The sequence below is a fragment of the Frateuria sp. genome (assembly GCF_035944355.1).
Classification (GTDB): Bacteria; Pseudomonadota; Gammaproteobacteria; order Xanthomonadales; family Rhodanobacteraceae; genus Frateuria_A.
On the sequence record NZ_DASZBH010000008.1, the window covers coordinates 85,835 to 98,497 of the forward strand.

General features: G+C 71.3%; 14 protein-coding genes. 10 read left to right on the top strand and 4 right to left on the bottom strand.

From position 1 onward, the window contains the following. Positions 1–30: 30 nt before the first annotated feature. Genes leuS through VGU03_RS05230 form a run of 5 tightly spaced genes read left to right on the top strand, consistent with a single transcriptional unit; the run spans position 31 to position 5,448 of the window. Entirely contained in the window at positions 31–2,778 is a 2,748-nt protein-coding gene (gene leuS, locus VGU03_RS05210; RefSeq protein WP_327479133.1) for a leucine--tRNA ligase, read from the top strand. 4 nt (positions 2,779–2,782) lie between these two features. After that, positions 2,783–3,301 (top strand): LPS assembly lipoprotein LptE, encoded by a 519-nt coding sequence (lptE, locus tag VGU03_RS05215; protein ID WP_327479134.1) that lies wholly within the window; start codon positions 2,783–2,785, stop codon positions 3,299–3,301. Between the two features lies 1 nt (position 3,302). Continuing rightward, complete coding sequence (holA, locus tag VGU03_RS05220) at positions 3,303–4,313, top strand: DNA polymerase III subunit delta (RefSeq protein ID WP_327479135.1); 1,011 nt, start codon at positions 3,303–3,305, stop codon at positions 4,311–4,313. Next, a complete protein-coding gene (nadD, locus tag VGU03_RS05225; protein WP_327479136.1) occupies positions 4,310–4,990 on the top strand; it encodes a nicotinate-nucleotide adenylyltransferase in 681 nt (226 codons plus the stop codon). Before holA ends, nadD begins: the two co-directional genes overlap by 4 nt. Next, positions 4,987–5,448: a GNAT family N-acetyltransferase gene (locus VGU03_RS05230; RefSeq protein WP_327479137.1), complete on the top strand. Its 462-nt coding sequence runs from the start codon at positions 4,987–4,989 to the stop codon at positions 5,446–5,448. Before nadD ends, VGU03_RS05230 begins: the two co-directional genes overlap by 4 nt. A 7-nt stretch (positions 5,449–5,455) precedes the next feature. On the opposite strand, the gene msrB is transcribed toward VGU03_RS05230, so the two are convergent. Both msrB and VGU03_RS05240 read right to left on the bottom strand, forming a co-directional pair. Next, on the bottom strand, positions 5,456–6,061 hold the full coding sequence (msrB, locus tag VGU03_RS05235; RefSeq protein WP_327479139.1) for a peptide-methionine (R)-S-oxide reductase MsrB: 606 nt from the start codon (positions 6,059–6,061) through the stop codon (positions 5,456–5,458). Between the two features lie 15 nt (positions 6,062–6,076). Next, entirely contained in the window at positions 6,077–7,795 is a 1,719-nt protein-coding gene (locus tag VGU03_RS05240; RefSeq protein ID WP_327479140.1) for a cytochrome c biogenesis protein DipZ, read from the bottom strand. Positions 7,796–8,097: 302 nt separating this feature from the next. On the opposite strand from VGU03_RS05240, the gene VGU03_RS05245 reads away from it, so the two are divergent. The 5 genes from VGU03_RS05245 (at position 8,098) to rlmH (ending at position 11,746) form a co-directional block, all read left to right on the top strand. Beyond that, a complete protein-coding gene (locus VGU03_RS05245; protein ID WP_327479142.1) occupies positions 8,098–8,622 on the top strand; it encodes an RNA polymerase sigma factor in 525 nt (174 codons plus the stop codon). A gap of 4 nt (positions 8,623–8,626) precedes the next feature. Then, positions 8,627–9,304: an NrsF family protein gene (locus VGU03_RS05250; RefSeq protein WP_327479143.1), complete on the top strand. Its 678-nt coding sequence runs from the start codon at positions 8,627–8,629 to the stop codon at positions 9,302–9,304. A 142-nt stretch (positions 9,305–9,446) separates the two neighbouring features. After that, positions 9,447–10,511 carry a nitronate monooxygenase gene (locus tag VGU03_RS05255; protein WP_327479144.1) on the top strand — a complete coding sequence of 355 codons (1,065 nt, stop codon included), beginning with the start codon at positions 9,447–9,449 and terminating at the stop codon, positions 10,509–10,511. 152 nt (positions 10,512–10,663) lie between these two features. Then, positions 10,664–10,996 (top strand): ribosome silencing factor, encoded by a 333-nt coding sequence (rsfS, locus tag VGU03_RS05260; RefSeq protein ID WP_327479509.1) that lies wholly within the window; start codon positions 10,664–10,666, stop codon positions 10,994–10,996. Positions 10,997–11,275: 279 nt separating this feature from the next. After that, positions 11,276–11,746, top strand: coding sequence for a 23S rRNA (pseudouridine(1915)-N(3))-methyltransferase RlmH (gene rlmH, locus VGU03_RS05265; protein ID WP_327479146.1), 471 nt, complete (start codon positions 11,276–11,278; stop codon positions 11,744–11,746). A gap of 8 nt (positions 11,747–11,754) precedes the next feature. Here the strand turns inward: rlmH and VGU03_RS05270 are convergent, their stop codons facing one another. Together VGU03_RS05270 and VGU03_RS05275 are read right to left on the bottom strand one after the other, a co-directional pair. Then, the gene (locus tag VGU03_RS05270; protein ID WP_327479148.1) at positions 11,755–12,270 is read right to left on the bottom strand and encodes a hypothetical protein; all 516 of its coding nucleotides are present in this window, start codon (positions 12,268–12,270) and stop codon (positions 11,755–11,757) included. A 142-nt stretch (positions 12,271–12,412) separates the two neighbouring features. Then, the gene (locus VGU03_RS05275) at positions 12,413–12,595 is read right to left on the bottom strand and encodes a CsbD family protein (protein WP_327479150.1); all 183 of its coding nucleotides are present in this window, start codon (positions 12,593–12,595) and stop codon (positions 12,413–12,415) included. Between the last annotated feature and the right edge of the window lie 68 nt (positions 12,596–12,663).

Below are 12,663 nucleotides of genomic sequence, written 5' to 3' on the forward strand. Positions count from 1 at the left end.
GCGCAGACGACCCAGCCACGGCACGGAAACATGCAGGACTCCCACGAACAGGCTTCGAACGAACAGGGCTACCAGCCGCAGGCGGTGGAAACCGCCGCCCAGCAGTACTGGAGCGCGCAGCGCGCCTACGAGGTGGTCGAAGACCCGGCGCGGCCCAAGTTCTACTGCCTTTCGATGCTGCCCTACCCGTCCGGCGCGCTGCACATGGGCCACGTGCGCAACTACACCATTGGCGACGTGATCAGCCGCTACCAGCGCATGAACGGCAAGAACGTGCTGCAGCCGATGGGCTGGGACGCCTTCGGCCTGCCGGCCGAGAACGCCGCGATCAAGAACCGGACCGCGCCGGCCAAGTGGACCTACAAGAACATCGAGCACATGCGCGAGCAGTTGCAGCGCATGGGCTTCGCCTATGACTGGACGCGCGAGTTCGCCACCTGCCGCCCGGAGTACTACCGCTGGGAACAGCTGATGTTCACCCGGCTGATGAAGAAGGGCCTGGCCTACCGCCGCAACGCGGTGGTCAACTGGGATCCGGTCGACCACACCGTGCTGGCCAACGAGCAGGTGATCGACGGCCGCGGCTGGCGCTCCGGCGCGCTGGTGGAAAAGCGCGAGATCCCGCAGTGGTTCCTGAAGATCACCGACTACGCGCAGGAACTGCTGGACGGCCTGAACACGCTGCCGGGCTGGCCCGACGCGGTCAAGACCATGCAGCGCAACTGGATCGGCCGCTCCGAGGGGCTGGAGATCCACTTCGCCGTCGAGGGCGAGGCTGAGTCGCTGACCGTGTTCACCACGCGCCCGGATACGCTGCTGGGCGTGAGTTTCGTCTCCATCGCCGGCGAGCATCCGCTGGCGCTGAAGGCCGCGCAGGGCAACCAGCGGCTGGCCGCGTTCCTGGAGGAGCTCAAGCATGGCGGCGTGTCCGAAGCCGAGCTGGAGACCCAGGAAAAGCGCGGCATGGACACCGGCCTGCGCGCGATCCACCCGATCACCGGCGAGGCGATTCCGGTGTGGGTGGCCAACTTCGTGCTGATGGGCTACGGCACCGGCGCGGTGATGGCGGTGCCCGGCCACGACCAGCGCGACTGGGAATTCGCGCAGAAGTACTCGCTGCCCATCCGCATGGTGATCGTCGACCGCGGTGTGGTCGACGCCGTGCGCGAGATCGGCCGCGACCTCAAGGCAGGCGTCGGCGCCAACGTCATGCGCGATGCGCTGCAGGGCGAGGCCACCGATGCCTACGCGACCTCGGCCGCCGTGCGCCTGATCGAGGACTTCGAGCGGCGCATCCACGAAGATGCCGCCTACACCGAACGCGGCACGCTGGTGAACTCCGGCGAGTACGACGGGCTCGACTTCGTCCAGGCGTTCGAGGCGATCGCCGGCCGCCTGGAGCGCGAGGGCAAGGGCCAGCGCCGCGTCAACTGGCGCCTGCGCGACTGGGGCGTGAGCCGCCAGCGCTACTGGGGTTGCCCGATCCCGGTGATCTACTGCGACGCCTGCGGCGCCGTGCCGGTGCCGGAGGACCAGCTGCCGGTGGTGCTGCCGGAGGACGTGGAATTCTCTGGCGTGGTATCGCCGATCAAGGCCGACCCCGAGTGGCGCAAGTGCAGCTGCCCGCAGTGCGGCGGCCCGGCCGAGCGCGAGACCGACACCTTCGACACCTTCATGGAGTCGAGCTGGTACTACGCCCGCTACACCAGCCCGGGCGCCCAGAACCAGGTCGACGCGCGCGCCGACTACTGGCTGCCGGTGGACCAGTACATCGGCGGCATCGAGCACGCGATCCTGCACCTGTTGTATTTCCGCTTCTATCACAAGCTGATGCGCGACGCGGGGCTGGTGCACTCGGACGAGCCGGCCACCAACCTGCTGTGCCAGGGCATGGTGATCGCCGAGACGTTCTACCGCGAGAACGACAACGGCGCGAAGGACTGGATCAACCCGGCCGACGTGGAGATCGAGCGCGACGAGCGCGCGCGCGTGGTCGGCGCTCGGCTGAAGTCGGACGGCCAGCCGGTGCAGATCGGCGGCACCGAGAAGATGTCCAAGTCCAAGAACAACGGCGTCGACCCGCAGGCGATGGTGGAGAAGTTCGGCGCCGACACCGTGCGCCTGTTCTCGATGTTCGCCGCGCCGCCGGAGCAGTCGCTGGAATGGAGCGAGGCGGGCGTGGAGGGCATGGCCCGCTTCCTGCGCCGCTTCTGGCGCGAAGTCACCACGCACGCGTCGCAGCCGGACCACCCGGAGGTTGATCCGGCGGCGCTCGACGCCGGGCAGAAAGCGCTGCGCCGGCAGGTGCACGAGACCATCCAGAAAGTCGGCGACGACCTGGGCCGCCGGCATTCCTTCAACACCGCCATCGCCGCCCTGATGGAGCTGCTCAATGCGTTGGGCAGGTTCGGCGACATGAGCGAGCAGGGCCGCGCCGTGCGCCACGAGGCGCTGGAGGCGATGGTGCTGCTGCTCAACCCGGTGGTGCCGCACGTCTGCCACGCGCTGTGGCAGGTGCTGGGCCACCCGCAGACCGTGCTGGAGAACGTCGCCTGGCCGCAGCCGGATCCGGCCGCGCTGGTGCGCGAGTCGGCCACGCTGGCAGTGCAGGTCAACGGCAAGTTGCGCGCTACCATCGAGCTGCCGGCCAACGCCTCGAAGGAAGAGGCCGAGGCCGCGGCACGCGCGCATCCCAACGTGGCCGCGTTCCTCGAAGGCCAGAGCGTGCGCAAGGTGATCGTGGTGCCCGGCAAGATCGTCAACATCGTCGCAGGATGAGTCCATGAACCGTCTGTTCCGAGCTTCGCTGCTGGTTTGCACCCTGGCCCTGGCGGCGTGCGGCTTCCATCTGCGCCAGAGCGCCGCGCTGCCGGCCTCGATGCAGCGCATGCACCTGTCGGTCTCCGGCGGCGGCGACCTGCAGCGCAACCTTGCACGGGCGCTGGAAGGCTCGGGCGTCACGGTCGAGGACGAAGGCGGTCCCGGCATCGCCGAGCTGAAGATCCCGGTCGCGCAATTCGGCACCGACACGCTGAGCGTGAGCGGCGGCGCCCGCGTCACCGAATACACGGTGCGCTACCAGGTGCGCTTCGACGTCGAGGACGGCGCGGGCCAGGCACTGGTGCCCGAGCAGCGCATCGACATGTCGCGCGACTACAGCTACGACGCGACCAATACCATCGGCAACCAGGCGCAGGTGGAAGAGATCCAGCGCAGCCTCAACGACGATATGGTGCAGGCGATCCTGTTCCGCCTGCAGGCTGCCGGCAACCACTCGCCGGCGGCGCCCGCCACCCACTGACATGCCGCTGTCCGCCGCCCAATGGTCCAAGGCGCTGGCGTCCGACCGCCTGGCGCCGGTGTACCTGCTGGCGGGCGAGGAGCTGCTGGTGCTGGAGGCGGCCGACGCGCTGCGCGCCCGCGCCCGCGAGCTGGGCTACGCCGAGCGCGAAGTGCTCGAGGCCGGCCAGCATTTCGACTGGGACGACCTGGCCCGTTCGGCCGCCGGCATGTCGCTGTTCGCCAGCCGCCGCCTGCTCGACCTGCGCCTGCCGACCGGGCGCCCGGGCGTGGACGGCGCCAAGGCGATCACCGCGTTCTGCGCCGATCCGCCGCCGGACGTGACCCTGCTGATCACCGCGGTGGAATGGAGCAGCAAGCACGAGGGCGCCTGGACCAAGCAGGTGGACGCCGCCGGCGTGCTGGCCGTGTTCAACGCGCCCAAGCCGCAGGAATGGGCTTCGTGGATCGGCGCACGGCTCGCCTCGCGCGGCCTGGCGGCCACACCCGACGCGGCATCGCTGCTGGCCGAGCGCGTGGAGGGCAACCTGCTCGCCGCCGCGCAGGAGATCGACAAACTGGCGGTGCTGCACGGCGGCGGGCGCATCGATGCGTCCGAGATGGAGAACCTGGTCGCCGACAGCGCCCGCTACGATGCCTTCAAGCTCACCGACGCCGCCTTCGCGGGTGACGGCGGCCGCGCGCTGCGCATCCTGGCCGGCCTGCGCGGCGAGGGCGAGGACCTGATCCCGCTGATGGGCTGGCTGGTCAACCAGCTGCAGCTCGCGCTGCGCCTGGCCAACGCCCGCGATTTCGCTGCGCAGGCGCGCGCCGAGCGGCTGTGGCCGGCGCGCGAACAGCTGTTCCGCAAGGCCCTGCGCCGCGCGCCGCGCGAGCACTGGCTGGCCTGCCTGGCGCGTGCCTCGCGCATCGACCGCATGGCCAAAGGCCGCGAGCAGGGCGAGCCGTGGCTGGAGACCGAACGCCTGATCGCCGCCATCGCCGAACCGCGCGCCGCAGCGGCGCTGGCATGAATCCGGCGGCAGCTGCCCACGCTCGCCCGCTGGCCATCCTCGGCGGCACCTTCGACCCGATCCATATCGCCCATCTCGCGGTGGCGTGGGAGGCTGCGGAGCTGCTGGGCGCCGAGGTACGGCTGATGCCCGCCAGCGTGCCGCCGCACAGGCCGCCGCCGATCGCCGACGCGACCACCCGCGTGGCGATGCTGCGCGCGGCGCTGCGGGGGCAGGACGGGATCGGCCTGGACACGCGCGAGCTGGCCCGCGGCGGCCCGTCCTATACCATCGACACGTTGGACCAGATGCGTGCGGAAGAAGGCGACCGGCCGATCGTCCTTTTGCTCGGCGCCGATGCGTTCGCCGGCCTGCCCGGGTGGCATCGCTGGCGCGCGCTGTTCGAGGCCGCGCACATCGGCGTCCTGTCGCGCCCGGGCGTGGCGCGCGAGTGGCCGGCCGAATTGGCCGAGGAGGTGGCCGCGCGCCAGGTGGCCGATCCGCGCCTGCTGCGCGCCCAGCCGGCGGGCCTGGTGGCCGAGCTGGAGGTGACGCCGCTGGAAATCTCGGCCACCCGCATCCGCGACCTGCTCGCGGCCGGCCGCGAACCGCGCTACCTGCTGCCGCAGGGCCTGTTCGACGATCCGGCCCTGCTCGCGCCGTACCGCCAGCCGGGCCCGCAGGACAGACCGTCGTGAGCGCACCCGTGATCGTGCGGGACGTGGCCCGCGGCGACCATGCCGCCTGGCTGCCCTTGTGGGATGGCTACAACGCCTTCTACGGCCGCTCGGGCGATACCGCGTTGCCGGCGCAGATCACGGCGATGACCTGGTCGCGCTTCTTCGACGCCTACGAACCGATGCATGCGCTGGTGGCGGAAGCGGACGGCCGGTTGCTCGGCCTGGCGCACTACCTGTTCCATCGCAGCACCATCCGCATCGAACCGAGCTGCTACCTGCAGGACCTGTTCACCGTGCCGCCGGCGCGCGGGCGCGGCGTGGGCCGCGCGCTGATCGAGGCGGTCTGCGAGCGCGCCCGCGCCGCCGGCTGTGCGCGGGTGTACTGGCAGACGCACCAGAGCAATGCCGCCGCCATGGCCCTGTACGACAAGCTGGCCGAGCGCTCCGGCTTCGTGGTCTACCGCAGGGAGCTGTAGCGCACGCTCAGCCCACCCGCGGCACGAAGCGCAGCGCCACCGAGTTCATGCAATAGCGCAGGCCGGTCGGCCGCGGGCCGTCGTCGAAGACGTGGCCCAGGTGGCTGTCGCAGCCGGCGCAGCTGATCGCCGTGCGGACCCAGCCGAACATGCGGTCGGTGCTCTCGATGACGTTCCGCTTGGCGATCGGTTGCCAGAAGCTCGGCCAGCCGGTGCCGGAGTCGAATTCGGTGGCGGCGTCGTAGAGCGCGGTATCGCAGGCCAGGCAGCGGAACAGCCCCGGCACGGGCGGCCGTTCGTGCGGCCCGCTGAAGGCGCGCTCGGTACCGTTGTGGCGCATCACTTCGTAGGAGGCCTCGGGCAGGCGCTCGCGCCACTGCGCATCGCTGAGCACCAGCTTGCGCACGTGGCACAGGCCCAGGCGGTGGCCGTCGTCGGCGAAGCATTCGAGCAGCACGTCGCCGCCGCGGGCCGGCGCCGGTGCGGCCGCGGCGGGACGCGCCGACAGGCGCGGCACCAGCAGCCCGCCGGCCAGGGCGAGCGCGCCGCCGCCCAGCGCGGCGCGCAGGAAGCGGCGCCGTTCCCATGCAACGATGTCGTGGATGCGGTTCATGGAAAACCTCCGTGATCAGCCGAAGGTGAAGGCGTAGGCATGCACGCCGGGGTCGAGGAAGGTGATCTCGAACACGCGCTCGCCGGTGCCCTCGTGCTGGCGCACCAGCTGGTACAGGCGCTGCTCGGTGACGGTGCCGTTGCCCTGCACATCGGTGTCCATGCCGTGGTCCTCGCCCGGCGGCTTGCCGTCGAGGGTGACGCGAAAACGCACGGGCTTGCCGTCCGCGCCGGGGCCGAGCACCAGATGCAGGTCGCGGCCGCGGAAGCGGTAGGCGATGCGGCCGCCCGGCTGTTCCGACTGCGCCAGCTCGGCGCGCACGGTCCAGCGGCCGTCCAGCGCCCACTGGCCGGATGGCAGCGTGGCCGGCGCGCGGTAGTCCCAGGCCTCGTCGTGGGCGACCTGGCCGCCGGCGAAATGCTCGCTGCGGGCGTAGCCGACGTAGGTTTCCGGCGAGCGCATCGCATCGTTCGAGCCGGCCGCCTGCGCGCCCTTGGCGCCGGGCTGCACGTAGCCGCCCGGGAGATCGGTGTGGCCGGCTTCGGCAAGCAGCTGGCGGATCGTGTCTTCGCTCTCTTGGTAGCCGCCTTCGCCGAAGTGGTGGGCACGGATATTGCCCTTGGCGTCGATGAAGTAGTGCGCCGGCCAGTATTCGTTGTCGAAGCCCTGCCAGATGGCGTAGTCGTTGTCGAGCGCGACGGGGTAATCCACGCCCAGCTCCTTCACGGCGCTCGCCACGTTGGCCGGCTCCTTCTCGAAGGCGAACTCCGGTGCGTGCACGCCGATCACCACCAGGCCATGGTCCTTGTACTTGTCGTACCAGGCATGCACGTACGGCAGCGAGCGCAGGCAGTTGATGCAGGAGTAGGTCCAGAAATCGACCAGCACCACCTTGCCGCCCAGCGCCTCGCGCGTGAGCGCAGGCGAATTGAGCCAGCCGGTGGCGCCGGCGAGCGAGGGCAGCTCGCCCTCCACCGGCAGCGGCGCGCCAGCCCGGTACACCGGCTGCGGCGTGGGCGCCGGGCGCGTGGCATCGATCAGCTTCTGCTCCAGGCCGCCGGTGTTGGCCAGCGCCACCCGCGTCAGCAGGCCGGTATCCAGCCCCAGCGCGATCGCCGCCACGCCGGCCAGCACCAGCGCGCCCAGCGCGCGGCGGACCCATTCGCCGGCCCCCAGCGAGCGCTTCATCAGCGCGAACACCTTGCCGCCGATCAGCAGCGCCAGCGCCAGCGAGGTGGCGGCGCCCGCGGCGTAGGTGAGCAGCAGCAGGGTGGTCTGCACGCTGGCGCCGTTGAGCGCCGCGCCGGTCAGCAGCAGCCCGAGGATCGGCCCCGCACAGGGCGCCCACAACAGGCCGGTGGCGACGCCCAGACCGGCGGCGGACCACGCCGAGCCTTCGCTGTCTGAGTGCCGCGACAGCCGGTTGCCCAGCGCGACGAACGGCCGCGTCAGCCATTCGGCGATGCGGGTCGAGAGCAGCGTGAGGCCGAGCAGCGCCAGCACCACCAGCGCCACGGCGCGGCCGTACTGGTTGGCGCGGATCGCCCAGCCGCCGCCGACCGCCGCCAGCGTGGCGACCAGCGCGAAGGTGAGCGCCATGCCCAGCAGCATCGGCAGGCCGTTGCGCGCGAACGGCCGGTCGGCGCGCGCGAAGACGAATGGCAGCACCGGCAGGATGCACGGGCTGAGGATGGTCAGGACGCCACCGAGGTAGGCGAGGATCAGCAGCAGCATGGGTCAGGTTTCCACGGGAGTGTGGTGGGGTATTCGCTCGGTGGGGCGGTGGGTTACATCCTGGCCGAAAAGGGCCGTCGCGGCGCGGAGGACCGACCCGGCGATCCGTTCCAACATACGGCGTAACCGGGGCGCCGGATGCGGCGAATCCAACGCATGCCTCCAACGCCGCCCCGATGCAGGACTTGACCGCCACCGGTTTCATGGTTCCAGATGCATGCTTTCCCCTTCGGGCGAGCATCGATCCGGCCGTGCCAGCCGAACCTGCCAGTGACACTCCCGAACGCCGCCGGGCGGCGTGGATGGCTGCCGCCCAGGTCGGCGACCGTCGCGCCTACGAGCGCGTGCTGGCCGATTCGGTGGCGCTGATCCGCGTCGTCGCACGCCGGCAGGGCGTCGCCCACGACCAGCTCGACGACGTGGTGCAGGAGACCCTGCTGACCATCCACCGCGTGCGCCACACCTACGATCCGGCGCGCTCCTACGACGCCTGGCTGGCCGCGCTCGCCGCCCGGCGGTCGATCGACGGGCTGCGGCGCAGCGGCCGGCAGGCGCATCGCGAGGTGGCCAACGAGCTGGCGCTCGCGCTGCATCCGGACGAAGCGGACGCCAGCGCCGGCAGCGAACAGGCGCAACAGGCCCGGCGGCTGCGCGCGGCCATCGCCGAACTGCCGCCGGGCCAGCGCGAGGCGGTCGAGCAGCTCGGGCTAAAGGAGCTTTCGCTGGAGGAGGCGGCGCTGCATACCGGCCGCTCCACCGGCGCGCTCAAGGTGAACCTGCATCGCGCGCTGAAGGCCTTGCGCCAGCGCTTCCATGGAGACGACTAGACCGATGGCCGACCCGCACGCCCACGACCGCCTGATCGCCGCGCTCGGCGCCGGCCTGGCGCCGGTGCGCCGGCTGCGCCCGCCGTGGCTGCGCACGCTGGGCTGGCTGTGCGTCGTGGCGGCGATCGCGGGGGTGCTGGTGGGCCGCTACGGTACCGCGCCGATGCTCGCGCGCTGGGCCGGCGCGCCGGACCTGGGCTGGGCCGGGCTGGGCGCGGCGCTTACCGCGATCAGCGCGGCCTGGGCGTCGTTCGCGCTGGGCGTGCCCGGACGCTCCACGGCCTGGGCCTGGCTGCCGCTGCCGCCGGCGCTGCTGTGGATCGGCGCCAGCGGGCTGGGCTGCCTGCGCGTATGGGTCGCCCCGGCGACCCAGGTCGCCAGCCTGCCCCAGGCGGGCGATTGCCTGGTCTTCATCGTGGGTTTCTCGCTGCCGCTCTCGGCGCTGCTGATCGTGCTGCTGCGGCGCGCCTGCCCGCTGCGGCCGGTGCTCACCGCGGTACTGGTGGGGCTGGCCAGCGCCGCCGCCTCGGCCAGCCTGCTGGAGATCTGCCACGCCTTCGACGCGGCGGCCACCGACCTGCTGCTGCACGCACTGGCCGTGGCGCTGGTGGTCGGGGCCAATGCCGCCCTCGGCGGCCGGCTGCTTTCGGCGCACATGCGGGTCGTCGGTCGCGCCGGGTGAAATCTGCGCAGGCTGCCACCTTCGCCGCGGGCCGCGGCGCGGGAGTGTGCGGTCGATCGCCCGCACACGCTGGATGGCGAGCCACCCTGCCGCGCAGGGGGATCCGGCGCGACAATGGCCGCTCCCCGCAAAGGAGCACGCCATGTCCGCCTTCCTCGGTTCGCTGGGTGTCGAGCATCCGCTGATCCAGGCGCCGATGTCCGGCTCGAACACGCCGGCGCTGGTCGCCGCGGTGAGCGCCGCCGGCGGCCTGGGCTCGCTCGGGGCCGGTTATCTGGAGCCGCAGGCGCTGCTCGACCAGGCCGCGCAGATCCGCGCGGCCACCGCCCGGCCCTTCGCCATCAACCTGTTCGTGCTGCCGGACGCATTCGAGGTGGACGATGCGCAGGTGGAAGCGATCCGCCGACGCCTCGATGCGCTGATGGAGCGCGAGGGCCTGGACGTGCGCACGCAGCGTCCCACGCGCTGGGCGCCGGTGTTCTCCGACCAGTTGGCTGCCCTGCGCGAAGCGCGTCCGGCGGTGGCGAGCTTCGCCTTCGACCTGATCGGCGCGGACGAGGTGCGCCGCCTGCAGGCGTTGGGCATCCGCGTGGTCGGCACCGCCACCAGCGTGGCCGAGGCGCGCGCATGGGCCGACCGCGGCGCCGACGCGGTGTGCGTGCAGGGCGCCGAGGCGGGCGGCCATCGCGGCACCTTCCTGCATGCGCCCGAGGAGGCGCTGATCGGCCTGTTCGCGCTGCTGCCCTCGACGGTGGCCGCGATCGACATTCCGGTGATCGCCGCCGGCGGCATCATGGACGGGCGCGCCATGCTCGCCGCGCAGGTGCTGGGCGCCGATGCCAGCCAGCTCGGCACGGCCTTCCTCGCCTGCCCGGAGTCGGCCGCGGCGGAGGCCTGGAAGCGCGACCTGCCGCAGGCCGAAGACCATCGCATCGGCACCATCTACAGTTTCTCGGGACGGGCTGCACGCGGCTTGCGCAACCGCTTCGTGGAGGCGATGGCGCCGTTCGCCGGCCAGTTGCCTCCCTATCCGGTGCTCAACGCATTGACATCGCCGCTGCGCCGCGCGGCGGCCGCCGCCGGACGCGGCGACCTGCTCTCCGAATGGTGCGGACAGGCAGCTGCCCGGGTGCGTCCGATGCCTGCCGCCGAGCTGGTCCGCGTGCTGATGGCCGAGTACGCCGCAGCCCGCCGCGCGCTCGCTTGACGTGGCGTTGAATCGGCGCGGTTATACTTCGCCCGCGCCATTTCGCGCCTACGCACGCCCCGAGGCCCTTCCGCTTGAGCACGTCTCCCCGCAGCCAGCCTTCCGTCGTCGCCGCAAGGAAACCTGCCGACGCCCACCAACTCCGCAAGCATGTGATCGACGCGCTGGAAGAACTCAAGGCCAAGGACATCCGCGAGATCGACGTCCGCGGCAAGACCTCCATCGCCGACCTGCTGGTGATCGCGTCGGGCACCTCGGCCCGGCACGTCAAGTCGATCGCCGACGAGGTGGTCAAGTTCGCCAAGAAGGCCGGTGTGATGCCGCTCGGCGTCGAGGGCGAGCAGGAAGCCGAGTGGGTGCTGGTGGACCTGGGCGACGTCATCGTCCACGTCATGCTGCCGCGCATCCGCGAGTTCTATGGCCTGGAGCGGCTGTGGACGGTAGGCGACCGCGAGCCGGGGATGGATGCGGCGAGCGCCGGCTGACGGGCTTTGCGCCATCTCCCCTGCAGGGAGAGGGGTCACTCTTGCGATCCACTTGCCACGAAGCGCGCCTCTGCTCCCTCTCCCCTCCGGGGAGAGGGCTGGGGTGAGGGGCCACTCTTGCGATCCACTTGCTACGAAGCGAGTGCCGCCTTCAAGCATTCTTCCGATGAGCATCTCCGCGAGCCCCGTCCCCTCACCTCAATCCCCTCCCCCGTCTTCGATCAAGAACGAGGGAGAGGAGGCGAACGTGGCGCTGCGCGCCGGCTTTATCGTCTGATCATGCGCGCGCGGATGATCGCCATCGGCGAACGCATGCCGGGATGGGTGGCGGACGGCTTCGCCGAGTACCGCAAGCGCCTCTCGCACGAACTGCCGCTGGAACTGGTGGAGCTCAAACCGGGTGCGCGCGGCAAGGGCCGCGATGACGCCCGCGCGATGCACGAGGAGGGCCAGGCGATCCTCGCCGCCCTGCCGCGCGATATCCACGTGGTCGCACTCGATGGCCGCGGCAAGACCTGGTCCAGCGAGGAACTGGCCGCCCAGCTGGCGAACTGGCGCATGGCCGGGCGCGACCTGGCGTTCCTGATCGGCGGTCCGGACGGCCACGCGCCCGAGGTGCTGGCGCGCGCCGACCAGCGCTGGTCGCTGGGTCCGCTCACTCTGCCGCACATGCTGGTGCGCTTGGTATTGGCCGAACAGTTGTACCGCGCCAGCACGCTGCTGGCCGGCCATCCCTACCATCGCGCCTGACGCCGCCGCTACGCCGCACCCGCCAATTGCGGCACTTCCGGATGCGCGTGCAGCGGCAGGTGTTTGGCGCCCGTGGCGAGCAGGGCGGGGCAAGCGGTGCCCAAGGCATCCTTGGTAGCGTCGATGACCACCAGGATGCGGCCCTGAGCGATCTCGTCCTTGAACTTGCGGTGCACGGCATCGGGCACGTCGGTGCCTATCAGCGCGCCGGTCCAGCAGCCGACCGCCGCGCCGGCCAGCGCGATGGCGGCCGCGCCGGCCAAGGTCACGCCCAGCGGCGGCACCGCGACCGCGATCAGGCCCAGCAGCACGCCGGTACCGCCGCCGCAGGCGGCGCCGCGGGCGGCGGCAGGATAGAAATCCGTGCCAGCGGTCATCCTGTGGTCGGGAACCTCTTGCAGTTCGATGTCCTCGCGAGCGATCAGCGAGATGCCATCGTCCGGAATGCCGGCCTGGCGCGCAGCGCTCATGAAGGCACGTGCGGCGGCGAGGTCGGGGGTGCTGAACACGCAGCGGGTTTTCATGGGCGCCTCCCGGTGACGCCCTCCGGCACGGCCGGAAGGGCTGTGCCATCTTCCGCGCGTCGGGGTGACCGGTGCGTGCGCCGATTGTTACCACGGCCGCGCCCGGCGCGATTCGCGCCGGGCGCAAGCTAAGTGCGGTGCCTCAGTCGTTCAGGTCGTTGTCGACCTCGTCCTGCGCCTGGCCGACGTTCTTCTGCACCTTGCCGGCGTTCTTCTCGAGCTTGCCGGCCACTTCCTTGGAGGTATTGCCTGTGAGCTTGCCGACCCCTTCCTTCACGGCGCCCTTGACCTCGTGCTTGGTGCCTTCGATGCGGTTGTCGTTCATTCGGGTTTTCCTCCAGACCTGCCGTTTGCAGGCCCGGCCAGTTATAGGGAGCGGCGTGTTCAGCACGG